We start from the raw sequence: 25194 nt of genomic DNA, 5'->3' as shown, positions 1-25194 counted from the left end.
CCTCCACCTTCGTTTCGGCCATGCGCAGGCTGAAGACGGCTACGCCGATAGCGCCTATTAGGCTGGTTGACGCAATGACCAGGACAGCCGACGCGAGTCTCCGCGAGCTTCGTACCCGCCTGGCCGCCGTATCCCTGCGCGACGAACACCGGTTGCGCCGACGCCTGGACCGCGCCCGCGGCGGCGACCTCACCGGTATCGCGGCGGAGATCGCGGCCGCCGAGCAGCGGATCGAGGCCCGCCGAGCAGCGGTACCCGAAATCCGTTATCCGGAACAGCTACCCGTCTCGGCGCGCCGGGACGATATCGCCGCGGCCATCAGCGAACACCAGGTGGTGATCGTCGCGGGCGAGACCGGCTCCGGTAAGACCACCCAGATCCCGAAGATCTGTCTCGAACTCGGGCGCGGCATCCGCGGCACCATCGGCCACACCCAGCCGCGCAGGCTGGCCGCCCGCACCGTCGCCGAACGCATCGCCGAGGAATTGGGCACCGAACTCGGCGATATCGTCGGCTACACCGTCCGCTTCACCGATCAGGCCTCCGAGCACACGCTGATCAAACTGATGACCGACGGCATCCTGCTCGCCGAGATCCAGCGCGACCGGCTGCTGCGCCGCTACGACACGATCATCATCGACGAGGCGCACGAGCGCAGCCTCAATATCGACTTCCTGCTCGGCTACCTCAAACAACTGCTGCCGCGCAGGCCGGATCTCAAGGTGATCATCACCTCGGCGACCATCGATCCCGAGCTGTTCGCCAGGCATTTCGCCGCCGAGGACGGTACGCCCGCGCCCATCGTCGAGGTATCGGGGCGGTCGTATCCGGTCGAAATCCGTTACCGCCCACTGTCGTTGGAGTTGCCCGCCACCGACGATCCGGACGACGAGGACACCCGCGTCGTCGACCGCGATCCGACCGACGCCATCGGTGACGCGGTGGCCGAACTGTTCGCCGAGGGCGACGGCGATGTGCTGGTGTTCCTCTCCGGCGAACGCGAAATCCGGGACACCGCGGACGCTTTGCGCGATCTGAAGCTGCCGCGCACCGAGATCCTGCCGCTGTACGCCCGGCTCTCGGCCGCCGAACAGCACCGAGTGTTCCAGTCGCACACCGGACGTCGCGTGGTGCTGGCCACCAACGTCGCCGAGACCTCGCTCACCGTTCCCGGCATCCGGTACGTCATCGATCCCGGTACCGCCCGCATATCACGCTATTCGATGCGCACCAAGGTGCAGCGGCTGCCGATCGAGCCGATCTCGCAGGCCTCGGCCCGGCAGCGCTCGGGCCGCTGCGGGCGCGTCGCCGACGGTATCGCGATCCGCCTCTACGCCGAGGACGATTTCGAGGCCAGGCCCGCATTCACCGAACCGGAGATCCTGCGCACCAACCTCGCCGCCGTCATCCTCCAGATGACCGCGCTCGGGCTCGGCGATATCGAGGGTTTCCCGTTCGTCGAGGCGCCGGACCGGCGAGCGATCCGCGACGGTATCGCGCTGCTGGAGGAATTGGGCGCGCTGGCCCGGCAGGGTTCCGGAAAACGCGCCCCGGCAACCGATTCGGAGCCCGAGCCGCGACCCGATGACGCGGCGGGCGGGCTGACGCTGACCCCGATCGGCCGGGAAATGGCGCAACTGCCGGTGGATCCGCGGATGGCGCGGATGCTGGTCGAGGCGAATCGCGCGGGCTGCCTGGCCGAGGTGCTGATCATCGTGGCCGCGCTATCCATCCAGGACGTGCGGGAACGTCCGGCGGAATTCCAGCAGGCCGCCGACGCCAAACACGCCCGATTCACCGTCGAGAATTCCGATTTCCTGGCCTACCTGCGGCTGTGGGACTATCTGACCGAACAGCGGAAATCGCTGTCGTCCAATCAATTCCGGCGCATGTGCCGGGACGAGTTCCTGCACTACCTGCGCATCCGCGAATGGCAGGACCTGCACGGCCAGCTGCGCACCATCACCAGGGGTCTCGGCTGGACGATCCAGGGTCCGGACGACGAAACCGACCGCCGGGCAAAGGATTCCGCGGGCCGATCGGCGAAAACGCCGGACCGCGCCGGGCGGGGCCGTCGGCCGTCCCGCGCCGACAACCGCGAATCCGACGGCGGCACAGCCGATTCGGCCGACCTGCCCTGGGATGCGACGTCCATCCATCAGGCGCTGCTATCCGGCATGCTGTCGCATATCGGCGTTCGTGAGGCCGAGTCCAGGGAATTCCTCGGCGCGCGCAACGCCAAGTTCATGATCTTCCCGGGTTCGGCGCTGGCCAAGAAACCCCCGCGCTGGGTGATGGCCGCCGAACTGGTGGAGACCTCGCGGCTGTGGGGCCGGATGGCGGCCAGGGTCGAACCGGAATGGGCCGAGCGGCTCGCGGGTGATCTCGTCAAACGCACCTATTCCGAACCGCATTGGTCGGCAAAGCGCGGTGCGGCCCGCGCCTACGAACGGGTGACCCTCTACGGCGTACCGTTGGTGACCGGCAGGCCGGTGGATTACGGCCGCATCGATGCGGAACTGTCCCGTGAACTGTTCATCCGGCATGCGCTGGTGCAGGGCGAATGGCAGACCAGACACGAATTCTTCCATCGCAATCGCGAATTGCTGGACGATGTCGCGGATCTGGAGCATCGCGCCCGCCGCCGCGACATCCTGGTCGACGACGAGGTGCTGTTCGAGTTCTACGACCGGCGGCTTCCGCCCGAGATCGTCTCGGTGCGGCACTTCGACAGCTGGTGGCGCACCGCGCGACGCAAAAATCCCGCGCTGCTGGACTTCTCGACCGATACGGTGGTCAACGAGGGCGCGGCGACGCTGGATCCGGCGGACTTCCCCGATGCCTGGCGGCAGGGTGAGCTCAGCTTCCCGCTCACCTACCAGTTCGAGCCCGGCAATGCCGACGACGGTGTGACCGTGCACATTCCGATCGCGCAGCTGGCACACGTGCGGGCGGTCGGCTTCGACTGGCTGGTGCCGGGGATGCGCGAGGAGCTCGCCGCGGCGCTGATCAAGACCTTGCCGAAGACGCTGCGCCGCAGCGTGGTTCCCGCGCCCGACTTCGCCGCCGCGGCGCTGGCCGCGCTCACCCCGCGGGCCGAACCGCTGCGCACCGGTCTGGCGCGGGAGCTGTCCCGGCTGGGCTCGGTGACCATCACGGCGAACGATCTGGATCCGGCCGCACTGCCGGACCATCTGCGGATGACCTTCGCCGCCACCGACGCCTCGGGCGCCGTCGTCGCTCGGAGCAAGAGCCTTACCCACCTGAAAACCCAGCTGGCCGAGCAGGTTTCCGCCTCGGTCGCGCGGGCGACCGCCGGCGCCGAACGGGCGCCCGCCACCGTGTGGACCACCGAATCCCTCGGCCGCCTCGACGAGACGGTCCGCCGCGAGGCGGGCGGCCAGACCGTCACCGGCTATCCGGCGCTGGTGCCGGAGGGTGACGGCGTGGCCGTGCGGGTGCTGAGTTCGCCTGCGGCACAGGCGAATGCGATGCGCGCGGGCACCAGGGCCCTGGTGCTGCATGCGATTCCCACCTCGACGCGCACCGTCACCGCCGGTCTGCCGCCGACGGATCGCCTTGCGTTGAGCCAGAATCCGTACGGTTCGCTGGACGCGCTGGTCGAGGACTGCCGGGCCGCGGCCGCCGACGAGCTGATCGCCGCGGCGGGCGGGCCGGTGCGCGATCCGGAGCGGTTCGACGCGCTGGTCGTGCGGATCCGCCCCGAGCTCACCTCGGCCGTGGCCGCCATCGTGCGCCTCGCGGTGCCGGTATTGGCCGCGGCACACCAGGTTTCGAGTGCGCTGACGCGGACCGCCGAACAGGACATAGCCGATGACGTGCGCCACCAGCTCGCGGATCTGGTGTTCCCCGGATTCATCTCCGAATGGGGTACCGCACGCCTGCGCGAGCTGCCCCGCTACCTGCAGGCCGCGCTGATCCGGCTGGAGTCGCTGCCCGGTTCGGCGGTGCGCGACCGGCAGGGCATGGCCGAACTCGACCGGGTGCTGGCCGCCTACGACCGGCTGGTCGCGAATCTGCCGGAGCCGCGCCGGAATTCGCCCGCGATCAGCGAGATCTGGTGGATGATCGAGGAATTCCGGGTGAGCCTGTTCGCGCAGCGGCTCGGCACGCCATATCCGGTGTCGGCCAAGCGAATCGAGCGGGCGATCGCCGCCGTCCGCTGACCGCCCTACTTGGCGGCGGCGGTCGCGGCGGCGCGGGCCCGGCGCATCTCCTGGATCTCGCGTTCGAAATCCTCTGCCGAGCTGAAGGATCGGTAGACCGAGGCGAAGCGCAGATAGGCCACCTCGTCCAGATCGCGCAGCGGCCCGAGGATCGCCAAACCGACCTCGTGGCTCGGCACCTCCGGCGAACCCTTGGCCCGCACCGTATCCTCCACCTGCTGGGCCAGCAGGTTCAGCGCGTCGTCGTCGACCTCGCGCCCCTGGCAGGCGCGGCGCACGCCGCGAATTACCTTCTCGCGGCTGAACGGTTCGGTGACACCACTGCGTTTGACCACGGAAAGGATCGCGGTCTCGACCGTGGTGAAGCGCCGCCCACACTGCGGGCAGGAGCGTCGCCTGCGGATGGCCGTGCCTTCCTCGGTCTCGCGCGAGTCGACCACCCGGGAGTCGGGGTGACGGCAGTACGGGCAATGCATCCGAGAGATCCTTCGTCGATGCGCGCGCTCGCGACCGGTCGGTCCGGCGAGCTCATGTACAGGGGCCTGAACCCGGTAGCAGGTATACCCCTGTTGACATGCGGTATACCTTCATAGCACTTCGAGGATACCCGGACTATCGATTCATTCGGTCAGCGACCACTCACTGGTGAGATCACCGATCAGGTCGGGCAGCCGCGCGACGAGGCGTCCGTTGGCCAATTTGTTCCAGAACGGCTCCCCGAGCACGGTCGCCGCGAACGGCGTGTTCGATTCCATATCAATGTGACGCGGCACCAGGTCACCCATGATGTATGTCCACCGCGTGTCGCGATCGGCCCAGTTGAAGTCGGGTAGCGGCGCCCGCAGCGTCACGGTGCGACCGCCGACCTCGGCGCGCACGGTGATCGGCGCGAACACACCCGGCGCGCGAACTCCCGGCACCGCGGCCTTACCGGCCAGCGTGCTCACGTAGGTGAGCGCACGGCTGATCGGCGCGCGACCCGCCGAGGTGGCGTCCCACTGGTCGGCGATCACGTGGTTCTGCTCCCGGTCGGTCATCCTGATCAGCGCGTCCACGTAACCGGCCTGGGTGCCGGATGCGATGGATTGCCATGCGGTGTGCAGACTTTCGTCGATCACACCGGCGGCGAACAGTTCGTCGATGGCCCGCATGCCATCGGCCGCGTACGCCTCGTGCATCGGCACCAGGTCGGTGAAGATGTGCCGCTGCATGATCATCAGCCTGGTCTGGTACCAGCTGAGGTCGGCACCGGTCAGGCGGGAGCCTTCGGTGGCGAGCAAGCGGACGTCGTCGGGCAGCAGCGCCGTCAGTTCCGGCGGGGTGCCGCGCAACAGATCGGCCACCGCGTCACCGAGCTGGTGGATGCCGGTCAGGTCGATCAGCACGCCGACATCGCGCATATCGAAGAAACCCGAGGCGAACGAGCCGCCGGCAAGTCCGGCCAGGCCCGCCCACCAGAAGTCCGGGTGCTGGGTGGCCAGCCGCAGGTAGTTGACGTAGACCTGGTTGAAGGTGGCCTCGTTCGCGCGAACCCCGCGGGTGGGATCCCATCCGGTGATGTCGATACCCGCGCTATCGGTGGCGACCACCATCCAGTACTGATGCAGCAGGGTGGCATAGCGTTTCGGATCGATGCCGTCGGCCCGCGCCGCGTCCAGTGCCGCGCGCAGGGCCGATTCGTCGAGGGGCAGCGCCGGATTCAGTCCGCCGCCACGTTCGCCCGCGCCGTTGAGCGATGGCAGATCCAGGTATTCCGCATAGCCGGGCGCCGCGGCGACGACGGGTGCGGCGCCGAATCCCAGTAGCAGGCAGGTGAGCACGCCGACTACTCGGATGATCGAGCGTGCGGCGGTGGCGAGGTTGATCATGGGGTTCGGTCCCGACATCGTTGCGCGGCAACCCCGTTCGCGAATTCCGGTGGACGCCGGAAGCCGAAGCCAACGTGTTGCCCTGATCACAGGTTTTCCGCACATTAGCAACACGTTCTTGTCGCCGATCAACAAATTCGGTCACCTTGTTCGGCCCCGAATCCCCTTGGACCCCAACCGGGCCCACCCTCGCCGCGCCGAGTTCTAGCGCGGCGCGACCCCGTCCTGGGGCGTCGAACCGTCGACGATCATCGGCGTCGGCGCGGGGGTGCCGTGGTCGAAAGTGCCCGCACGCCAATGCCCCAACCCGATCAGCGCCGTCACCACCAGCGCGCTGAGCAGCGCCGACACCGCCAGCGCCGCGAAGCCGACCTTCGCCTCCTCGACCCGCTGCATCGGATACACGCTGCGCGACTGCCGCGGAGTCAGCGGGCGAGCGTCGTAGGCGACGACCGCGGCGCGCGGGCGCGCGCCACGCGGACGACGGTCCGCCGCGGGACGGTATAGCGCGGTGGCGGTGCGGGTCCGCAGCACCGGCGGATGGACGGTGCGAACCCGCGGGACGGTGTCGAAGCCCAGGTCGTCCTCGACGCCGGGAGTGGTGGTGATTTCGCTGATCGCAGTGCTCATCGGACAGACCTCCGGTTGCGGCCGTGGGATATGAGTGGAGATGTCGTTCGATCACGTGTTCGAAGAAAACTGTGTTCGATTTCTACCACGCGTCACCGACAAAGTCAGCAGAAACGCCCGACATACCTCGAACAGATGTTTGAAACATCGCCGTGACCGGACTAGATTCGAGAGACGAAAAACACGACTGCGGCATGAGCTCCGGCGGGCGCACGCGGGGCCCGCGCATGCCGCGAATCGAACATAGGAAGGGCGGTTGCGGTGAGCCACACAGACGACACGGGTGATGAGAGCGACGTCGGCGCCGACCCGTCGGGGACCGGAGCGGAGCTCACCGTGCGTCAGCGCAAGGTGCTGGAGGTCATCCGCACCTCGGTCAGCGAGCGTGGGTACCCGCCGAGCATCCGGGAGATCGGCGATGCCGTCGGGTTGACCTCCACCTCCTCGGTGGCGCATCAGCTACGGGCACTCGAGCGCAAGGGCTATCTGCGCCGCGACCCGAACCGGCCGCGCGCGGTGGATGTCCGCGGGCTCGATGAGGCGGTCCGCGCGGTCACCAGCCTGCAGACGGTCGGCGCGAGCATCGAGGAGGCCGACGCCGCCGATCCGAACCGCCCGGTGCCGACCTTCGTCCCGGTGCTCGGCCGCATCGCCGCCGGTGGCCCGATCCTGGCCGAGCAGGCGGTGGAGGATGTGTTCCCGCTGCCGCGGGAGCTGGTCGGCGACGGTTCGCTGTTCCTGCTCAAGGTCGTCGGCCAGTCGATGGTCGACGCGGCGATCTGCGACGGCGACTGGGTGGTGGTGCGTCAGCAGAACGTGGCCGACAACGGTGAGATCGTCGCGGCCATGATCGATGGCGAAGCGACGGTCAAGACGTTCAAGCGCACCGGCAAGGACGTCTGGCTGATGCCGCACAACCCGCTGTTCGAACCCATCCCGGGTAACGACGCCCGGATTCTCGGCAAGGTCGTCACGGTCATCCGCAAGATCTGACCGACGAAGGATGAACGGCCGCACGGAGTTCCGTGCGGCCGTCCGTTTTCGGGCTCCCGATCCGCCCTGCTCACAGCGGATTGACAGGAAACATCCAGCGACTTCACCCCTCGGGTTGCCAAACTGTCGCGAGTGACTGCAACCAGCGCCGTGCCCGATGCGACCGATGCTGCCTCGAACGACGAAACGGAGACCCCCGGTCCGCCCACGCCCGACGCGGCCGGGGCCGCCGCGGCCACCCTGCCGCCCGCACGCCGCTGGGAACGTCTGGGTCTGGCCGCGCTGCTGCTCGGCACCGCGGCGGCCTACCTGTGGAATATCACCGTCAACGGAATGGGGAACGGCTTCTACGCCGCCTCCGCCTGGTCGGGTTCGCTGAACTGGAAGGCGCTGCTGTTCGGTTCGCTGGATCCGGGCAATTTCATCACCGTCGACAAGCCGCCGGTATCGCAGTGGGTGATGGGGCTGTCCGGGCAGTTGTTCGGGTTCGGCAGTGCCAGCATGCTCGCGCCGCAGGCGTTGATGGCGGTGGCGGCGGTGGCGCTGATGTACGGCGCGGTCGCCCGGGTCACCCTGAGCCGCGGCGCCGGACTGCTGGCCGGCGCCGTACTGGCGCTCACGCCGGTGGTGGCCATGATGTTCCGGTTCAACAATCCGGATGCGGTGATGGTGCTGCTGATGACCGCGGGCGCCTACTGCACCATCCGGGCGCTGCCGCGGGCGAGCCTGCGTTGGCTGCTGCTGGCCGGTGTCGCGCTCGGCTTCGCCTTCCTGGCCAAGATGCTGGAGGGCCTGATGGTGCTGCCCGCGCTGGCGCTGGCGTACCTGATCGTGGCGCCGACGTCGTTGCGTAACCGGTTGGGGCACTTGCTCGCCGCCGCTGCCGCGCTGGTGGTGTCGTCGGGTTGGTATGTGCTGCTGACGATGCTGTGGCCCGCCTCGTCGCGCCCGTATCTGGCCGGGTCCACCGACAACACCTTCATGGATCTGGTATTGGGCTACAACGGTTTCGCCCGCTATCTCGGCCAGAACCACCGCGGCGGCGGCAACCGGATGGCGCTGCCCGAGGGCTACGAGATACCGCATTTTCCGGGCGGCCGTGGCGGGTTCGGCGCCTTCGGCGGCGGTACCGGACCGGACAAACTCTTCACCGGTGAGATCGGCTTCGAGATCTCGTGGCTGCTGCCCGCGGCGCTGCTGGCCTTCGCGCTGGTGCTCGCGCTGCGCCGGCGGGCCCCGCGCACCGATGTATTGCGCGGCGCCGCACTGGTTTTCGGGTTGTGGCTGCTTATCGACGGGGTCGCCTTCACCGAGATGAAGGGCGGAATGCACGCCTACTACACACTCGCCGTCGCACCGGCCATCGCGGGCATGTTCGCGATCGGGGTGCACGAGCTGTGGCGGCGGCGCGCCGATAACTTCGGCCGGATCGGTTCGGCGGCACTGATTCTCACCGGCGGCATTTGGGGATTCGTTGTGCTGCAACGCAATGCGGATTGGCTTCCGTGGCTGCGCTGGACCATCCTTGTCGTCGCGGCGCTCGCCGCCGCCGGGCTGGTGCTCGTCTCGCTGCCCGCGGCCGCGCGGTTGCGGGCCAGGGCGGTGACGGTGCTCGCGGTGGCGGGAATCCTTGCGGCACTGGCCGGTTCGACGGCGTACGCGGTGGCGACCCTGCCGCAGCCGCACACCGGCGGCGGCCCGTCGGTCGGCCCGGCCCGGCATCGGGACGATTCCGGTCCGGCCGCCGAAATGCGCAAGCAGATGAGCATATTCATGGGCGACGGCGGCTACGACCCGAAGCTGGTGGACCTGTTGCGCGACACGTCGACGAAATGGTCTGCGGCGGTGGATCGTTCGTCCACCGCGGCCGGTCTCGAGCTGGCCAGCCGCACACCGGTCATCGCAATCGGCGGCTTCACCTCCGACGACCCGGTGCCGACACTGGACGAATTCCAGCGCATGGTCCGCGACCACCAGGTCACCTACTACCTCGCGCAGGAGGTCAAGCTCCCGGATTCCTGGCGGGTGCCGACCGCGGGCCGGCCGAGCCCGAACGCACAACCGCCCGCCGACCAGGGTTGGTGGCGTCCGGTGGGGCACAAGGACATCGCGGACTGGGTGAGCGCGCACTACACGCCGACCCGCATCGGCAATATCGCCGTATACGACCTGACGGTGGCGCCCAACTGAGTCGTTCCAGAGGTCGGTGCGGAAACATCCGCACCGACCTGACTTTCGGGAATAACCGCGCGAGAATCAGCCAGCGGCAGGGGGTTTCGTCGGCATGCGCCGGGTCAACCAGCCGAGGGCGGGAGCGTAGCGGTAGTCGATGCCCATGTGGCCGTCGTCGAAATGTTCGAAGTGGATGATGTCGTCGGCGACATCGTTGGCGCGCAGGGCATCTCGGAAGGCCTGGGCGCCGATATCGAGGAACCACTCGTCGCGGGTGCCGCCGTCGATCCAGATCGAGCGCATGGAGCGCATCGCCTCGGCGTATTTCGGCACCATGCGCACGGGATCCCAGTCGAGCCAACGCTGCCAGGGGATCTCCCGCAGAACGCCGGTGACCGGATCGAACGGAAGTTCCGGGACGCCGTCCTCGCCCGCGGAATAACACGCGGAGAGACCGAGCAACATGGCGAGCAGGGTGTCGGTGTCCTTCAGTGGACCGCCGCGGGCCATGCGCTCGCTGAAATCACGCCAGAATGCCCAGATATCGCCGTCGTATTCGCGTAGCCGCCGGACACCCTTCCCGAATTCCATGATGTACGAGTACTCGTAGAGAGCGTCGCCGGCGTGCGTGGCAAAATTCGCGAACAGGTCGGGGCGCAGCATCGGGGTGATCATCGCGCCGAATCCGCCGCTGGATTTGCCCTGGATCGCACGGAATTCGCGATCCGCGATCGTTCGATAGTTGCGGTCGACCCACGGCACGATCTCCTCGCACAGATAGGAGTGGTAGCGTCCGGTGCCCGGTGAATCCACGAATTGGCTGCCGCCGTATTTCGTCCACGCGTCGACGTAGACGACGATCGCCCGCGGCGCCTCCTCGGCGGCGAACATCCGGTCGACCAGTTCCACGAACGGGGCCTTGAAGGGATGCCGATATCCCCACATCGGCAGTCGGCCGGTATAGCCCTGAATGACATAGACCACCGGGTAGCGCTCGGTTTCCCGGGCGTCGTAACCGGGCGGCAGATACACCCACAGCGGGCGCTCGTGCGGATCACCGAGCGGGTTGCCGCGCAGCAGCGCGCTGGAGAAGGTGTGCTGCTCCAGTCGTCCGGAGAGTTCGAAATCCGTCATTCCCCCGACAATACGGATAAACATCCCAGGATTATGCGAAATCGACTGCTGGACAGTGCTTTCCATCGCGCACGAACGTTCGCGCGGCGCCGGTCCACCGGAAATAGTCCGGCGAACCGTATGGTTGGTAAACGTGTGACCTATCGCCGAGCCGAAAGGACCGTTCGATGGCCAAGATGACCGAGGCGGAGCGCGAGGCGTTCCTGGCCGACCTCCATGTAGGTGTGATCGCCGTCGAGCGACCGGACCGGGCGCCGCTTTCGGTGCCGATCTGGTACGCGTACGAACCGGGTGGCGAGGTCGTCATCTGGACCGAAATCGGGTCGGTGAAGGAGAAGCTGATCAGCGCGGCGGGCCGCTTCTCGATCACCGCCCAGGTGGAACAGCCGCCGTACCGCTACGTCACCGCGGAGGGTTCCGTCACCGGCACCGAACCGGCCACCGCCGATGCGGTGCGGCCGATCGCGGTCCGCTACTTCGGCGAGCAGGAGGGCGCGGATTTCGTCGAGAAGAATCTCGGCGCCAATTCGATCATCATCCGGATGCGCCCGGAGCGGTGGCTGAGCACGGACTACTCGAAGGAGTGACCAGCTCCCCGCGACCGCCGTCGGTGCGTTCAGCGCGGCAGTGGGCCGGTGAGCTTGCCACCGGCCGGGTCGTGTACCGCGCAGACGGTGCGCCTGCTCTGCAACCAGCCGATTTCGCTGTCGGGTGACAGTGTGATCAGCGAATATCCGGCGACGCGCGGGCTGGTGCGCAGGATGTCGTCGAGTTCGGCGCGGCAGACCTGATGGGCCTGCTCCGCCACCACGTCGGCGCCGGGCCACGGCGCGTCGGGCAGTTCCGGGTCACCGATCACCTCGGCGTCGTGCGGGTCGGTGCAGGACAGCACCGTCACCGTGTCGATATGCCCGATATGCACACCGTCGACGCAGTCACCGACGCGAAGATCGTTGCTGGCGATCGCATTTCCGTGCACCGAACTCGGCAGCGGGGCGGCGACGGGCCGACCCGCGATGGGCCCGCGCAGCCAGCCCGCGGCGATCGCGACGGCGACGATCACCGCCCAAACCGCCGAGGCGACCAGCCCGCCGATCGCGAGCCGACGCCCGCGCCCACCCCTGGCGCCGAGTCGGGCCAGCGCGACGACCGCGAACGGAACCGCGAGCAGGCAGCCGCCGAGCAACCCAAAGATCAGCGCGGCGACGGCGAACCCGTCGACTCCGCCGTACGCGCACGACCGAGGCGCGGCTGGTCTGCGCGAATACTCGGTGGGCCGGTGCGGCTCGGCCATGGTGCCCTCCCCCACGGCGAACGGCTATCGACCACAGTAGCCGCGCCCGCCGCAACGGCGCCGCCACTTCGTCCAGCTAAAATACGTGGCCGAACCGTGATCGACGAGCGAGGTGGTGCCATGCTGTCGGCTCTCGAGCCGGATGCGCTCGGACTGGCGCCCGCCGACTTCTCCTGCCGCGGCTACACCGAACACACCGCGCCGCACGCCGCGCTGCGCGGCCTGGTGGTCGGGGATTACCGGCACGGCCGCCAGCACAATTGTTTCGCCTCCTGGCGGGTGCCCGCCCATCCGACGGTGCTGCTCACGGTGCTGCACGAACCCGTCGACGGCAGGCTCACCGGTTTCGTCAAACGGGAGACGCGCCCGTATCTCGTCACCGCGCCGCCGGTTTCCACCGCCGTCTGCCTGACACCGCTCGCGGCCTATCGGCTGTTCGGCCCGGCCGCAGGCGAATTCGAGACCGAGACGGTTTCGCTCACCGATCTGTTCGGCGGCTTCGGCCGCAGGCTCGGCGAGCGGATCGGCGCGGCCGCGAACAATGCCGAACGCGGCGCGGTGCTCAACGACTTCCTGGTGACGCGGCTGAGTCACGCGGTGCTGCCGACACCGCAGATCGTTCAGGCGTGGCGGCTCATCCTGGACACCGCGGGCCGGATGCCGATCGCCGATATAGCCGCCGCGATCGGCTGGAGCCACAACCATCTGATCCGCCGGTTCAAACAGCACCTCGGCACGACACCGAAAACGATGGCGCGGCTCATCCGGTTCCAGTCGTTGCTGCGGCGGATCAACGGCCCGCAGCGGGTGCACTGGGGTGAGGTCGCGGCCGAATCCGGTTACAGCGACCAGGCGCATCTGCATCGTGACTTCCACGAACTCGCGGGCGTCACCCCGGCGCGCTATCGGGCGCGGGCGGAGCGCTGCGGCTGCATGGGCGCGGAATGATCCCGCTGCGGCACAAGGCTGTTCGCTAGCACCGACCGAAATCGCTAATGCGACACGGGAATACGCGCGGTGATGAATTCAGCGACCTGTTCGGTCGCCGCGGCGGCCTCCGGTGTGCCGAGCGCCGCCTGGTAGACGTGCGGTAGCCCGGCGCCGACCTCCAGTGTGACGGCCACGCCCGCGGCGGCGGCCGCCGCGGCGAACCGTTCCGCATCGCTGAGCAGCAGTTCGGCGCCGCCCACCTGAATCAGCAGCGGCGGCAGCCCCGACAGGTCGGCGAACAGCGGCGAGGCAAGCGGCACATGCGGATTGGCTCCGGCCAGATAAACCGTGGCGATACCGCGCAGCATATTCGGGGTGAAAACGGGGTCGTCGTCGACGCGTTCCACGACCGATGCGCCCGAGACGGTGAGATCGAGCACGGGCGAGATCAGCGCCGCGGCGGCGGGTAGCTCCGCACCCGCGTCGCGCAGCCGCAACAGCAGTCCGGCGATCAACCCGCCACCGGCCGAATCACCGGCCAGCACGATGTTTTTCGCCGCCACACCCGCGTCGGTGCGCAGCCAGCGCCAGACGGCGAAAATATCCTCGGGTGCGGCCGGGAACGGATGTTCCGGCGCCAGCCGGTATTCCGGGAACAGCACCCGCATACCGGCCGCGCGGCCCAGCCGCGCCGCCAATTCGCCGTGGCTGCCGAGCGATCCGATCGAGTAGCCGCCGCCGTGCACGAACATCAGCACCCGATCGGAATCCACACCAGGTGCCGAAAGCCAGTGTGCGGCAACGCCTCCGGCGGTCACCTCAGTGACCCGCACGTCGTCCGGAATCGGATGGCGCCGCATCGCGGGCGCGAATGCCGCCCGCACCTGCGGCAGCGGCGGCGGCGCCTGTCCGGCTCGGACCTTCCTGCGCTCTCGAAAGGCCTCGATCACCGCTTGCATTTCCGGACTCGGCATCGTCGAACACTCCTCAACGTCGATACACGCTGGCCAACAGTGCGCCGCCACACAGTATTCCGCCCAGACCCAGGAATCAGCGGTGGCACGCGCCGCCCGAATGTGCTGGAATGCGGCGATGTCCAGTGGAATGCTGCTCGGTTTCGTGGTAGTCGCCCTGTTGGCGGTGTTGACACCCGGACTCGACACCATGCTGATGCTGCGCTACGCCGTCATGGGTGGTTGGCGGGCCGGATTCCTTTCGCTGATCGGCATCAGCCTCGGCTGCGCGGTGTGGGGCACCGCGAGCGTCGCCGGATTGACCGCGGTCTTGCGGGCCTCGCAGCTCGCCTACGACGCGGTGCGAGTGGCCGGCGCCTGCTACCTGTGCTGGCTCGGTGCGTCCGCGCTGTGGAAGAGCATGCGCCGCAACCGATCCCCCGAGGACGCACCGGAGGTGCGCGTGGCGCGTCCGTCGGCCGCGCTGCGTGCCGGGCTCACCACCAACCTGCTGAATCCCAAGGTCGGCGTGTTCTATATGAGCCTGCTGCCGCAGTTCCTGCCCGCGGGCGCCATCGCGTGGGGTGCGGCGCTCGTCGCGATCCACGTCGGCATCGGGCTGATCTGGATGAGCACGCTGCTGTCCATGGCCGCGAAGCTGCGCACCTATCTGCTGCGGGACCGGGTTCGGCGCTGGCTGGACCGGCTGAGCGCGACCGTGCTCATCGCGTTCGGCCTGCGACTGGCCGCCGAATCCAATTGAGCCGAACCACGGTTCGCTACTTGACACAGGTGAACTGCACCACATCCAGATGTCCGGCACGGAAGTGGTGCGCACATCCGGTCAGATAGTGCATATAGGTGTCATAGGTTTCCCGCCCGCACAGCGTGATCGCCTCGTCGCGGTGCGCTTCCAGGGAAGCCGCCCAGCAATCGAGCGTCCTGGCGTAGTGCGATTGCAGCGGCTGCATGTGCTCGACCGTGAACCCGGCGCGCTCCGCGAATTCCTTGACGCCGGGCAGTTTTTCGCTGCCGGTCGCGAACGGCAGCTGACCGCCCGGGAAGATGACACCGCGAACGAAACGCATGAAGGCGATATCGTCGCGCTCGTACCTGAGGCCACGTTCGCGCATATAGTCCAGGCCGTGGATGACGATGGTGTGCAACAGCATTCGACCATCCTCCGGCAGTGCCCGATAGGCGAAATCGAAGAAGTCGGCGTGCCGCTCGTGCCGGAAATGCTCGAACGCGCCGATACTCACGATCCGGTCGACCTTGCCGTCGAATTCCTCCCAGCCCTGCAGCCGCACCTCGGCGTGCGCACGCTTCGGATGCGCCGCCAGCAGCGACCGGATATAGGCATGCTGATGCTCACTCAGCGTCAACCCGATGACGTCGACTCCGTAATGGTCGAGGGCCCGCAGCATGGTCGAACCCCAGCCGCAGCCGATGTCGAGCAGCGTCATGCCGGGACGCAGGCCGAGCTTGCCGAGGGACAGATCCACCTTCGCCAGCTGCGCCTGTTCCAGTGTGTAGTCGTCTTTTTCGAAATACGCGCAGCTGTATGTCCGGCTCGGATCCAGGAATAGCGCGAAAAAATCGTCCGACAGGTCGTAGTGGGACTGCACGTCCGCGTAGAAGGGCGCGTATCGGCTCATCGGAACATCTCCCATCGGCTGGATCGGACGATCAGGGCAGCGATCGATCTCGGTACACAGTTGGACCAACGGTCGTTCAGCAGCGGACACAAGGAATACGCAGTGGCTCAGGAGAGTTGCACTGTCGCGATCGCGCGGCCGAATATCTTCTTACCGTCGTGGGTGGCGGTAATGGCGATGACCGCGGTGCGGTCGACGATATCGACGGATTTGACCCTACCGGCGAATTCGACGACGCCGGGCCGGTCGTGTCGCACATATACCGGACTCGTCATGCGCACGCTGTAATCGCGGACGGCGCCGGGATCGCCGAGCCACGAGGTGACGAATCCGGCGCCCGCGCCCATCAGCAGCATGCCGTGCGCGACGACGCCCTTTTCCAGCCCGGCGAGCCGCGCGGTTTCCACGCTCCAGTGGATCGGATTCGAATCACCGGAAACTCCAGCGTAATTCACCAGATCGCCGAGGGTGAGTTCGATGGTGCGTGGCGGCAGCTCCATACCGGCGGACACCGCGTACGCGGGCAGACCGGTGCGCTGGGCATAGCCGGACATCTCCGGGGCGGCCAGGTCGTCGGCCGGGCCGCGCGGCGGGGTGACACGGTTGCGAATGTCGTAGCGCAGCACGGTTTTCAGCGCGTCCACGAAACCGGAGTCGGCGGGCGCCGATGCCTGCGGCGAGCGAGCCATCACACCGGTGAAGCCGGTGAGCACGGGCCGTCCGAGATGATCGAAGACGGTGTTCTTGGTGGTGATCAGGTCGCCGCCCGCCGCGTGGCGCAGCGAATGCACGTGACTGTCCGACATCAGCCGGTCGCCGACGGTGACCGGCCGGTGGTAGGTCAGGATCTGATCGGTCTGGATGATGCCGCTCGGGTCGTAGTCGACCAGGACCTCGGCGAGCAGCATTTCGAAGGTCTGGATCCCGATCAGGGACAGGAAGGTCAGCGGGGCCACCACATCGGCGTAGCCGGCATGTCGCGCGGCCGTCTCATCCCAGTGCACCGGATGGAAGTCCTGCACGGCGCGCGCGTATTCGCGGATCTTCTCGCGGCCGACGATGTAGGTGTCGTGTAGTCGAACGCCTCGTCCCAGCAACGGCTCCGCAGCCGCATACCGACCAGTATCAACCAGGGTGTCACCAGCAGACATGCCGGAAAGCTATCACCGCATCGATGCGGAGGCGGCCAGCGGACCGGCATGTCGGCAACAATCGTCGACCACCCGACGGCAACCGGACAGCAGCCGGCCAGGCCCCGCGGTACGGCATCCCTTGTCCGGCAAGATATGTCGCGCCGCGGGCCGCGACTACCGGCAATTCCACGGCTATGTGCGTTCCGCGCCGCGGGATACCTTCCTGAGCGCCGTTCAGTTGTCCGGCGGGAATTCACCCTTCGCGCTGACCGACCGGCCCTTCAGGGTGAACGTCACCTCGGTCGGACCGCCGGTGGGGCAGCACAGCGCGTCCTTGTCTTTCGCCCACTTGTATTGCACCGTAACGGTATTCCGGGTTTTGCCGATCACCTGGGTGTAGCCGTGCGGCTTCAGGGTCGCGGTGCCGAGATAGGTGCCGCCGGTGAAGAACAGCACGTGCACGTACGGGTGAATATTGCCCGATTCCACCGTCATCCAGGACAGTACGCCGTCACAACCCGCGGAGATCGGGTCGTCGCTCGCGTAGGGGTTCTGCCAGCTGCCGACCGCGGGCACGGCCAGGCGGGCCGTCGCATCGGCCGCGAGCTGGGAGTTCAGATCGAAACACAGGCCGTGTCCGCTGCCGTACGGTCCGGCCGGATCGTTCTTGGCCGTGGTCACGGGCGGCGCGGGATTATCGTTCTTGACCGTCGTCACCGGCGGCGCGGGCTGATCGTCGCGGACCGTCGTCGCACCCGGGGTCGGCCCGTTGTCGTCGACCACCGTCGCATCCGGCGCCGGTCGGCCGTTCGTCGGCTCGACCGTATTAGGTTGCGACACAGCTGGATTCGGCTGAGTGGTGACATTGCCCGGCTTGGTCGTCGGCGCGCTCTGCGAGCTGGTCGCGGAACCGCATCCGGCGAGGCCGATCGCGGTGACCGCGGCCAGTACGACTGCCGCCATTGACTTGCTTCTCATGGTTCCCCCGTCGGAGTTACACCTGCGATGAATGTGGATTGCCTTCCGCCCCAGTGGATCTGCCGGACTATCGACCCATGGAGTCGGAAGACATATGAAATATCGGTCCGGTTTGCCGGATGTTACCGGGGGATGGGACCAAACTCTCTGTGCCCCAAATTCTTTGGCTATCGCCGCGAACCCCGGCCGCGGCCCGGATTCGCGAGACGGTAGCCTGTGCGGCGACTGGACGGGTTCGGACGGGAGAGACGATGCCTGCACGGTGGGCTCGACGGCTGACAGTGGGAGTCGCGGTGCTCGTGGGCCTCGCGAGCGCATGCCCCGCCATGGCTGCACCCGAGGACGCGAGCCCGGCCCGGTTCTACCACCAGACCCTGGACTGGAAACCTTGTGGCGACCCGGATCTCGACGCCGCACACGCCGACTGCGCGAGCGTCACGGTGCCGCTCGACTACGGCCGCCCGCAGGACCGCACCATATCCGTCGCGCTGTCGCGGATACCGGCCACCGATCCGGCGCGGCGACGCGGTTTCCTGCTGTCGAATCCGGGCGGCCCCGGCGGTCCCGGGCTGAAGATGATGCTCAACGTCGGGCAGACGCTGTCACCCGATGTGCGCGCGCAATACGATCTGATCGGCATGGACCCGCGCGGAATCGGCCGCTCCGACAAGATGAACTGCGCGCTGCCGCTGCCGACCATGATGTTCTCGGCCGGATTCGACATCTTCGGTTACGCGCGCGACACCGCGCTCGCCGCCGCGCTGGCCGCCGCCTGCGTCGCACCGGATCCGGAGAAGGCGCGATACATCACCACCCGCAATACCGCCCGCGATATGGATATCGTCCGCAGCGCGTTCGGCGACGCGAAACTCAACTACTTCGGCGCCTCGTACGGAACCTATCTCGGCTCGGTGTACACCCAACTCTTCCCGGACCACGCGGGGCGGATCGTGCTCGACAGCAACGTCGATCCGGATCGGTACTGGATCGGAATGTTCCAGGACATGGGTCCGATCAACGAGGCGGGCCTGGACGACTGGGCGGGCTGGGCCGCCCGCCACGACGACGAATATCATTTCGGCACAACCGCATCCGCGGTACGCGCCTTCGTCGAGGAGATGATCCACCGGGCCGCGGCACATCCGGTGATCGGCAGCGGGTACCTCATCGACGAACACACCGTCCCGCTGATGCTGCTCGCGCTGCTGACGAACCCGAGGGCGAATCCCGACCTCGCCGCCGTGGTGCGGTTGATCTCCGACGGCGTCTCCGGCCTGCCCATCGATATGGACCGGTTGAAGGCCAAGATCACCGCCGCCGTCCCGCTGGAGACCGCGGGTATGGCCGCGGTGCTGTGCGGCGACCGGGCCGCGCCACGCGATCCCGCCTGGTACTACGCGAATATCGAACGCACCAGGGCCACCGAACCGGTTTTCGGCGCGTTCGCCAACAACATCACCGCCTGCGCATACTGGCCCGACCCCGTCGAACCGCCCACCGAGGTCCACAACGCGGTCCCCGTCCTCATGCTGCAGGCCGAGCGCGACACCCGCACCGCCTACGCCGAAGGCCTTGCGCTGCACCGCGATCTGACCGCCTCCCGCCTGATCACGCTGTCCGACACCCGGATTCACGGTACCTTCCGCCCCGCACTGAGCCCCTGCCTCATCGCCGCGGTCAACCGTTACTTCGCCGACGGGGTGTTGCCGGACACCGATATCACCTGTCAGCCTGACCCGAATTACGCACCGGCGTAAGGGCATTCGCGGGCCTGGGCTACTGGGTCGCCCTACCAGCCCGGTCGGCACGTTGACGAAGCCGGGTTCGGCCGGGTCGAGGTCGAAATGCTGGGGGCGGTTCACCTCATCGATGAGGTACGGGCAATCAGCGCGATCCGACGCGAACGCCGATACGGCAGGCTGTCGAGCCGGTACCGGAACCGCTACTCGCCGCCAGGCCGGAATGATGCCGTGCCGCGACTCGCCGAGAACCTGCTGAACGGCTATTACGAGGCAAACCGTTGACAGACTGTGAGCACGAGCCTATTTTTCGGTAATCCAAATTTTCAATTATCGGGCGGTCAGGGCCGAGAGTGGATCGAAGCGCTGTTCGTCGCGGTCGTCGGCAAAGGGGCCGGATCATGTCAAACCAGGTACAGCGTCGCATTGTCGCCCGCTCGACCCGGCCGCCGACCGCGGTGTCCCGGCGGTTGCGGCGCGCGGCACGCACGACCGGCAGCATCGGCGGCGTGCTGATCACCGCGACCTTCGCCACGCTGGCAACCGCACCGCTCGCACACGGCGACCCCGCGTACAACACTCGCACCGAGCAGGTGGTGAATTCGCTGAATCCGGATCCGGCGGTCGAAATCTCTTGGGTGAGTTTGTATTCGCCACTCACCACCGGATTCGACGCGCATCCGCCCGAGTGCGACTGGATCCACTATATGCGTTACCGGGACAAGAACGGCCCGCGGGATTCGACCGACGCCGATGCCGTCGTGAGCGCGCAGGCCGGATTCCAGGGCGGTGCGAGCAGCTATGACATCAAGGCCCGTCAGGTCGTGAAAAAGGCTGCGGCACAAGGCAAGCACGTCGAATTCTGGGCCGTCGAGCGCCGCCCGACCTGCCTGGTCGACCGCACCGGAATCGATGCGGCGACGGCGGCGCACGATTACCACGTCGCGGTGGACTACTACTTCCACGGAGCTACCGTCGACGGCCGCCGATACGGGGGCACCCTCGATTGGTGGAATGTTCCGGGTTCGCCGCACGGCAGTGCGTCCTGGCTGCGTGATATGCGCCAAGAGCAGGACAATCGCGACTGGCACCAGATCATGGCAGAGGCGATTCCGGACGCGGCGGCGCGCGGCCGAAAGGTGTTCTGCGGCGGGCATTCCTACGGTGGCTTGATCGCGGGCCTGTACAGCGCATGGGATTTCGACCTCGACCAGGCCAGTGTGCCGCACGACGGACCAGGCTACGCGCAATGCGCGGGATTCTTCGCCGACGATACCCTGGTCACCCCCGACCCAGCCGGAGCAGGCAACATGCCCGTCCTGGGCAGTCTGGTCGATATGGCCGCCGGGCTCCTCTACACCTACAACCGCGGCATTCCCGGCGTCGTCGGCGGCTTTTCCTCGCTGTATCCCTATCTCGACACGAGCCTCGTACTGACGCCCGAAACCTATTACCTCATCGAAATCATCGCCATGGCAGCGTATTTCGAGCCGAACCAAGAAACCGACCTGCTGCGGATCCTGCCGCACACCCTCAATACCGAGGCCACGCTACGGCTCTTCCTGTCCCGCACCTACCAGCAGGCCATCACCGACACACCGGACGTCTGGAGCTTCCGCTACACCAACGCGGCGCTGTTCGGCGCGGTGCTCGGCAGCCAGGGCTCGCCGGTTTCGATCCTCAGCAACAGCATGGGCTCCTATGGCGACTGCCCGGTCGCCGACAAAGACTTCCCGGTGCCCAACCAACTCGCCGACCTGCATCTGCCGTTCCTCGATGAGTTGCGAAAGATCCCGCTGTTCGCGCAGTTCCCCGATATCGGCGACCTGATCTCGCACGAAATCGCGCCCGGCGCACGGCGAGTCGCACCCGTCGATCCGAATATCCTTTGCACCTGGCGCAATTACGACGAGGATCCGGCGCCGGTGGCCGACGGCGCGCCATACGTCGCGAAATCCGCTCAGGTGGTGGACCTCCACGATTTCGCCCGCACCTGGTTCGAGGGGCCGAGCAACTACATCGAGATCTACCTGCCGTACGTCGACGGCCCCGGAAACCTGTTCATGGCCAACATGAAATGGTGGGAATACGCCGACGCACCGCACCGCGACGACGTCTACCACCGGCCGATGCTGACCACCCTCGGCTCGATCGGTGAGATCAACGACGGCATACACGCCCTCAACCCACTCACCGCCCTGTTCCCCGTCCCCGGCCCCCTGATCCCGCAAAACACCGTCTACGCCCCCGGCCGCCACCACTTCGACGTAGTGGCCGCCGCCGAAAAACAAAACGACGGCAAACCCGAAATCGGCAGCCAGGCCATGGTCGACTGGATCATCCAGAACACGGGCCGGTGACCAATTCGGTCATCCTTCGGGGCACGGGCCATGTCGGAACAGGGCGAGGATGAGTGACACTGCTTGCTGCGGGCGGTGCATCGAGTCGGCCTGAGCGGACAATTTCGGGGCGAATCCGGGCGAAAAGCCTTCGCGGAGTCCGAGATTGTCCGGCCAGGCCGGAGACACGACCGCAGTCACTCGAGAAAGCGCAACAGCTCTGCGGTGACGAACTGGGGGTTTTCCTCGGTGAGCCAGTGGCCTGCGTGTGGGACGTCCACCGCGCGCACGATATTGGTGATGCGCGGGGCCACGGTGGCGCGGATCGGGTCGAGTTGGCCCTGGGCGGTCATGAGCAGGGTCGGGACCTGGGTCGGTGTTGCCGCCGACGTGTCTCGGACGTCTTTGTCGAGGGTGCGATAGAGGTCGAAGCCGCCGGAGAGGATCTCGGGGCGGCGGTAAGTCCTTGCGTACTCGTCGATTTCGGGGGCGGTGAACGGGGAGCGGATGGAGGTGCCGCCGAAGGAGACCTGGGGGTAGAACAGGGCCAGATATTCGCGGACGTGGTCGGCGACGAGCGTTAGGCGAACTCGGCAATTCTAAGATATCAGATCGGCTTGTTAGTATCTCAGCGTTGGCGGAAACAGGTTCGAAGAAGTGAGGTACGAGATGACGACCGCGCTCATCGTCGGCGATCTCCAAGCGGGTATCACCGGCGCCCATGCGTTCGCGCGCGATCTGGTTCCGACGGTCGCCGCGCTGGTATCCCGGGCGCGCGAAACCGGCACGATCATCATCTTCGTCCGAATTGAACTGCGCGACAACGGCTTCGATGTCGCACCCGCCAACTCGCTGATCGCCGCGCTGCATGCCCTGCCCGAATACCGCCAGGGTTCGCCCGGCACCGAACTCGATCCCGGCCTCGGCGCCACCGAGGACGACGCGGTGGTCGTCAAACATCGAGCGAGCGCGTTCGCCGGAACAGATCTGGACCTGATCCTGCGCGCGCAGGCGGTGACGTCGGTGGTGGTGGCCGGGGTGGCCACCAGCGCGATGGTCGCCGCCACCGTCTACGACGCGCTCGACCGCGACTATCGCGTCACGGTGGTGCGCGATGCCTGCGCGGATCCCGACCCGCAGGTGCACGAATTCTTCGTCGACAAGGTATTTCCCGCCCGCGGCGTGGATATCGTCACCGCCGATGCCTGGGGTTCCGGTGCGACACCAGCCTGATCTGCTGCTCCGGCACCCGGAGCCGGTCACCATGATGGAACGGGCGTACCGCACGGTGAAACGCGCGATCATCGAACTGGACCGGCCGCCGGGCGCGCGATTCACCGAGCAGGAAATCGCCCGGACACTCGGGCTGAGTAAAACACCTGTCCGCGAGGCGCTCGCCAGACTGCACCGCGACGGCCTCGTCGCACCGCTGCCCCGCTCCGGATACGTCGTTTCCGCCATCACCCTCGCGGATGTCGCGAACCTGTGCGATATGCGCACCCTGCTCCAGACCGAAGCCGCCGGACTGTGCGCGACACGCCGGCTCGACGCCGAATCGACCCGCCGACTCGACGAGCTGTCCATCGATGACGATGAAAAGTACACGGGCGAAACCGGTTTCGAGGACCGGCTGCGCGCCAACTACGAGTACGAGGCGATCATCGCGAACGGTTCCGGAAACGACCGGCTGGCGATGGCTGTGGTCACCGTGCTCGACGAGATCGAACGGGTCGCGCGGCTGGTCGCCCGGCTGACGCCGACCCTGCCGCCCGAACGAACACGACAGCGGATCGCCGTGACCGAGGCTGTCCGCCAAGGCAATCCGATCGAAGCCAGGGCCGCCATGCGCGTGCGCACCGTTTCCGCCCGTGACGAAATCCTGCGAACCCTGCTGATAAGCCCGGCCGTGACCACAACCGCGATCCCGGTGCCGTAGCGCTCGAAAGGTTCAGCGCGGCGGCAGGATACGGCCGAGGAAGGCCCGAGTATCCGGCCAGGCGACATCGACGATGGTTTGATGGTCGGCATCGTAGGTCCGCAGCTCGAAATCGACACCGCCGGCCCGGAATCCGGCCGCCAGCGCGAGGGTCGCGGGCAGCGGGACCGAGACGTCGGCGATGCCGTGCGCCAGCAGGATCGGCTGCCGGTACCCCGTAGTGGGTACGGCGGTGTAGCGCCGCAGCCGATCCGGGAACGGTCCGGACGAGAGCGGTTGTGCCAGTAGGGATCCGAAGGATGCCGAACCCACCTGCTTACCGAAGTCGAGCACACACGAGGTGCTCAGCCGGTCGAGCAGGTCGGAGCCCGCCGGGGTCAGGTACGGGCCGAGATCGAAATCCGGTGCGCCGGAGCGCATTCCGGCCAGCACGGCGGCGAGCACACCGACCGCCTCGCCGGTGCCGGGCAGCGCGGGCATCTGCGGGCCGATCAGCGGCAGAATGGTCTCGATATTCGAGCCGGGCGCCATCGCGACAGTGCCGCGGAAATCCAGCTCCGGCGCGTAACTCGAGGCGATATTCCCGGTGTTGAGCGCGGCGTGACCACCCTGCGAAACACCGGTGACCGCCCAAGCTTTCGACAGCCGCGGATCGGCGTTGCGGGCGGCGCGCACGAGATCCACCGTCGCGGTCGCCTCGGTGCGGGAATGCTGATACGGATGCGGCGCTTGGGTGCCCGGACCCAAACCGAGGAAGTCGGGAGCCACCACCGCGTAGCCGGTGTCGACGAATCGCCGCACGATATCGGCGTCCGGACCGGGAAGGCTGGTGAGCCCACACTGATTGGCGAGGCCGCGGCTGCCGTGCTCCCACGACACGATCGGCCAACCGCCCGCGGGAGGCTGCCCACTCGGCACCGCCACGATTCCGGTGGCGATGGTCGTTGCGCCGGTGGGACTTTCGGTGGTGTACCGAATGGAGCGGGCGCCGGCGACGCCGCCCCAACCGTCGGATACGACCCCGGCGAACGCACCTACCCCATCGGGCTGCGCGGTCGCCACCGGGACCGCGACGGTCCCCATGACCATCGCGGCGAGCAACGCCGCCGACCCGGCGAAATGTACGACCCGCACTCTCTTACGCCTCATCAAACCTCAACTCAACGAAACCCGGCCCGATCGAAATCTAACCGGCTGTCCGGTGTCATCACATCGGTATGTGATGACAACTACAATTCGACTAGAATGCG

Annotated in this window: 21 protein-coding genes; 10 read left to right on the top strand and 11 right to left on the bottom strand. The window is 67.3% G+C overall.

All coding sequences use genetic code 11. The features are described 5' to 3' along the window. The first annotated feature begins 74 nt into the window (after positions 1 to 74). A complete protein-coding gene (gene hrpA, locus LGY53_RS11330; protein WP_225726613.1) occupies positions 75 to 4187 on the top strand; it encodes an ATP-dependent RNA helicase HrpA in 4113 nt (1370 codons plus the stop codon). A 5-nt stretch (positions 4188 to 4192) separates the two neighbouring features. On the opposite strand, the gene nrdR is transcribed toward hrpA, so the two are convergent. From nrdR to LGY53_RS11315, 3 genes are all read right to left on the bottom strand, one after another. Next, complete coding sequence (gene nrdR, locus LGY53_RS11325) at positions 4193 to 4663, bottom strand: transcriptional regulator NrdR (protein ID WP_225726612.1); 471 nt, start codon at positions 4661 to 4663, stop codon at positions 4193 to 4195. A 144-nt stretch (positions 4664 to 4807) separates the two neighbouring features. After that, on the bottom strand, positions 4808 to 6073 hold the full coding sequence (locus LGY53_RS11320; protein WP_225726611.1) for a hypothetical protein: 1266 nt from the start codon (positions 6071 to 6073) through the stop codon (positions 4808 to 4810). A gap of 186 nt (positions 6074 to 6259) precedes the next feature. Further along, on the bottom strand, positions 6260 to 6685 hold the full coding sequence (locus tag LGY53_RS11315) for a hypothetical protein (protein WP_225726610.1): 426 nt from the start codon (positions 6683 to 6685) through the stop codon (positions 6260 to 6262). Positions 6686 to 6946: 261 nt separating this feature from the next. On the opposite strand from LGY53_RS11315, the gene lexA reads away from it, so the two are divergent. Together lexA and LGY53_RS11305 are read left to right on the top strand one after the other, a co-directional pair. Further along, positions 6947 to 7678 carry a transcriptional repressor LexA gene (gene lexA, locus LGY53_RS11310; RefSeq protein ID WP_167476319.1) on the top strand — a complete coding sequence of 244 codons (732 nt, stop codon included), beginning with the start codon at positions 6947 to 6949 and terminating at the stop codon, positions 7676 to 7678. Positions 7679 to 7810: 132 nt separating this feature from the next. Continuing rightward, a complete protein-coding gene (locus LGY53_RS11305) occupies positions 7811 to 9868 on the top strand; it encodes an ArnT family glycosyltransferase (RefSeq protein WP_374111164.1) in 2058 nt (685 codons plus the stop codon). 66 nt (positions 9869 to 9934) lie between these two features. Here the strand turns inward: LGY53_RS11305 and LGY53_RS11300 are convergent, their stop codons facing one another. Beyond that, positions 9935 to 10984 (bottom strand): esterase family protein, encoded by a 1050-nt coding sequence (locus tag LGY53_RS11300; RefSeq protein WP_225726609.1) that lies wholly within the window; start codon positions 10982 to 10984, stop codon positions 9935 to 9937. Positions 10985 to 11151: 167 nt separating this feature from the next. Between LGY53_RS11300 and LGY53_RS11295 the strand changes: the two genes are divergently transcribed. Continuing rightward, complete coding sequence (locus LGY53_RS11295; RefSeq protein ID WP_225726608.1) at positions 11152 to 11571, top strand: pyridoxamine 5'-phosphate oxidase family protein; 420 nt, start codon at positions 11152 to 11154, stop codon at positions 11569 to 11571. Between the two features lie 29 nt (positions 11572 to 11600). On the opposite strand, the gene LGY53_RS11290 is transcribed toward LGY53_RS11295, so the two are convergent. Continuing rightward, positions 11601 to 12278, bottom strand: a complete 678-nt coding sequence (locus LGY53_RS11290; protein WP_225726607.1) for a septum formation family protein — start codon at positions 12276 to 12278, stop codon at positions 11601 to 11603. A gap of 120 nt (positions 12279 to 12398) precedes the next feature. Between LGY53_RS11290 and LGY53_RS11285 the strand changes: the two genes are divergently transcribed. Continuing rightward, complete coding sequence (locus LGY53_RS11285; RefSeq protein ID WP_225726606.1) at positions 12399 to 13226, top strand: AraC family transcriptional regulator; 828 nt, start codon at positions 12399 to 12401, stop codon at positions 13224 to 13226. Between the two features lie 44 nt (positions 13227 to 13270). On the opposite strand, the gene LGY53_RS11280 is transcribed toward LGY53_RS11285, so the two are convergent. After that, entirely contained in the window at positions 13271 to 14182 is a 912-nt protein-coding gene (locus LGY53_RS11280; RefSeq protein ID WP_225726605.1) for an alpha/beta hydrolase, read from the bottom strand. Positions 14183 to 14300: 118 nt separating this feature from the next. Between LGY53_RS11280 and LGY53_RS11275 the strand changes: the two genes are divergently transcribed. Continuing rightward, positions 14301 to 14924: a LysE family translocator gene (locus LGY53_RS11275; protein WP_225726604.1), complete on the top strand. Its 624-nt coding sequence runs from the start codon at positions 14301 to 14303 to the stop codon at positions 14922 to 14924. A gap of 16 nt (positions 14925 to 14940) precedes the next feature. Here the strand turns inward: LGY53_RS11275 and LGY53_RS11270 are convergent, their stop codons facing one another. The 3 genes from LGY53_RS11270 to LGY53_RS11260 form a co-directional block, all read right to left on the bottom strand. Beyond that, positions 14941 to 15819: a cyclopropane mycolic acid synthase family methyltransferase gene (locus LGY53_RS11270; RefSeq protein ID WP_225726603.1), complete on the bottom strand. Its 879-nt coding sequence runs from the start codon at positions 15817 to 15819 to the stop codon at positions 14941 to 14943. A gap of 107 nt (positions 15820 to 15926) precedes the next feature. Further along, the gene (locus tag LGY53_RS11265; protein ID WP_225726602.1) at positions 15927 to 16970 is read right to left on the bottom strand and encodes a fused (3R)-hydroxyacyl-ACP dehydratase subunits HadA/HadB; all 1044 of its coding nucleotides are present in this window, start codon (positions 16968 to 16970) and stop codon (positions 15927 to 15929) included. A 216-nt stretch (positions 16971 to 17186) separates the two neighbouring features. Beyond that, complete coding sequence (locus tag LGY53_RS11260; RefSeq protein ID WP_225726601.1) at positions 17187 to 17915, bottom strand: LppP/LprE family lipoprotein; 729 nt, start codon at positions 17913 to 17915, stop codon at positions 17187 to 17189. Between the two features lie 341 nt (positions 17916 to 18256). On the opposite strand from LGY53_RS11260, the gene LGY53_RS11255 reads away from it, so the two are divergent. Both LGY53_RS11255 and LGY53_RS11250 read left to right on the top strand, forming a co-directional pair. Next, the gene (locus LGY53_RS11255; protein WP_225726600.1) at positions 18257 to 19687 is read left to right on the top strand and encodes an alpha/beta fold hydrolase; all 1431 of its coding nucleotides are present in this window, start codon (positions 18257 to 18259) and stop codon (positions 19685 to 19687) included. Between the two features lie 383 nt (positions 19688 to 20070). Then, a complete protein-coding gene (locus LGY53_RS11250) occupies positions 20071 to 22029 on the top strand; it encodes a hypothetical protein (protein ID WP_225726599.1) in 1959 nt (652 codons plus the stop codon). Positions 22030 to 22205: 176 nt separating this feature from the next. On the opposite strand, the gene LGY53_RS11245 is transcribed toward LGY53_RS11250, so the two are convergent. Next, complete coding sequence (locus LGY53_RS11245; protein WP_225726598.1) at positions 22206 to 22361, bottom strand: alpha/beta fold hydrolase; 156 nt, start codon at positions 22359 to 22361, stop codon at positions 22206 to 22208. 316 nt (positions 22362 to 22677) lie between these two features. Between LGY53_RS11245 and LGY53_RS11240 the strand changes: the two genes are divergently transcribed. Beyond that, the gene (locus tag LGY53_RS11240; protein WP_225726597.1) at positions 22678 to 23241 is read left to right on the top strand and encodes a cysteine hydrolase family protein; all 564 of its coding nucleotides are present in this window, start codon (positions 22678 to 22680) and stop codon (positions 23239 to 23241) included. After that, on the top strand, positions 23210 to 23944 hold the full coding sequence (locus LGY53_RS11235) for a GntR family transcriptional regulator (RefSeq protein WP_225726596.1): 735 nt from the start codon (positions 23210 to 23212) through the stop codon (positions 23942 to 23944). Before LGY53_RS11240 ends, LGY53_RS11235 begins: the two co-directional genes overlap by 32 nt. Before the next feature lie 12 nt (positions 23945 to 23956). Here the strand turns inward: LGY53_RS11235 and LGY53_RS11230 are convergent, their stop codons facing one another. Beyond that, positions 23957 to 25093 carry a lipase family protein gene (locus tag LGY53_RS11230; protein WP_225726595.1) on the bottom strand — a complete coding sequence of 379 codons (1137 nt, stop codon included), beginning with the start codon at positions 25091 to 25093 and terminating at the stop codon, positions 23957 to 23959. Between the last annotated feature and the right edge of the window lie 101 nt (positions 25094 to 25194).

It is taken from the genome of Nocardia sp. JCM 34519.1, assembly GCF_020361265.1.
GTDB classification, from domain to species: domain Bacteria; phylum Actinomycetota; class Actinomycetes; order Mycobacteriales; family Mycobacteriaceae; genus Nocardia; species Nocardia arthritidis_A.
The sequence above is the reverse complement of the archived record's forward strand: the minus strand, read 5'-3'. Positions and strand labels throughout refer to the sequence as shown.

Coding starts and splice junctions, on each gene's coding strand:
- hrpA (WP_225726613.1), top strand. CDS start 75: ATGACCAGGACAGCCGACGCGAGTCTCCGCGAGCTTCGTACCCGCCTG.
- nrdR (WP_225726612.1), bottom strand. CDS start 4,663: ATGCATTGCCCGTACTGCCGTCACCCCGACTCCCGGGTGGTCGACTCG.
- LGY53_RS11320 (WP_225726611.1), bottom strand. CDS start 6,073: ATGTCGGGACCGAACCCCATGATCAACCTCGCCACCGCCGCACGCTCG.
- LGY53_RS11315 (WP_225726610.1), bottom strand. CDS start 6,685: ATGAGCACTGCGATCAGCGAAATCACCACCACTCCCGGCGTCGAGGAC.
- LGY53_RS11300 (WP_225726609.1), bottom strand. CDS start 10,984: ATGACGGATTTCGAACTCTCCGGACGACTGGAGCAGCACACCTTCTCC.
- LGY53_RS11295 (WP_225726608.1), top strand. CDS start 11,152: ATGGCCAAGATGACCGAGGCGGAGCGCGAGGCGTTCCTGGCCGACCTC.
- LGY53_RS11290 (WP_225726607.1), bottom strand. CDS start 12,278: ATGGCCGAGCCGCACCGGCCCACCGAGTATTCGCGCAGACCAGCCGCG.
- LGY53_RS11285 (WP_225726606.1), top strand. CDS start 12,399: ATGCTGTCGGCTCTCGAGCCGGATGCGCTCGGACTGGCGCCCGCCGAC.
- LGY53_RS11280 (WP_225726605.1), bottom strand. CDS start 14,182: ATGCCGAGTCCGGAAATGCAAGCGGTGATCGAGGCCTTTCGAGAGCGC.
- LGY53_RS11275 (WP_225726604.1), top strand. CDS start 14,301: ATGTCCAGTGGAATGCTGCTCGGTTTCGTGGTAGTCGCCCTGTTGGCG.
- LGY53_RS11270 (WP_225726603.1), bottom strand. CDS start 15,819: ATGAGCCGATACGCGCCCTTCTACGCGGACGTGCAGTCCCACTACGAC.
- LGY53_RS11265 (WP_225726602.1), bottom strand. CDS start 16,970: ATGTCTGCTGGTGACACCCTGGTTGATACTGGTCGGTATGCGGCTGCG.
- LGY53_RS11260 (WP_225726601.1), bottom strand. CDS start 17,915: ATGGCGGCAGTCGTACTGGCCGCGGTCACCGCGATCGGCCTCGCCGGA.
- LGY53_RS11255 (WP_225726600.1), top strand. CDS start 18,257: ATGGCTGCACCCGAGGACGCGAGCCCGGCCCGGTTCTACCACCAGACC.
- LGY53_RS11250 (WP_225726599.1), top strand. CDS start 20,071: ATGTCAAACCAGGTACAGCGTCGCATTGTCGCCCGCTCGACCCGGCCG.
- LGY53_RS11245 (WP_225726598.1), bottom strand. CDS start 22,361: ATGACCGCCCAGGGCCAACTCGACCCGATCCGCGCCACCGTGGCCCCG.
- LGY53_RS11240 (WP_225726597.1), top strand. CDS start 22,678: ATGACGACCGCGCTCATCGTCGGCGATCTCCAAGCGGGTATCACCGGC.
- LGY53_RS11235 (WP_225726596.1), top strand. CDS start 23,210: ATGCCTGGGGTTCCGGTGCGACACCAGCCTGATCTGCTGCTCCGGCAC.
- LGY53_RS11230 (WP_225726595.1), bottom strand. CDS start 25,093: ATGAGGCGTAAGAGAGTGCGGGTCGTACATTTCGCCGGGTCGGCGGCG.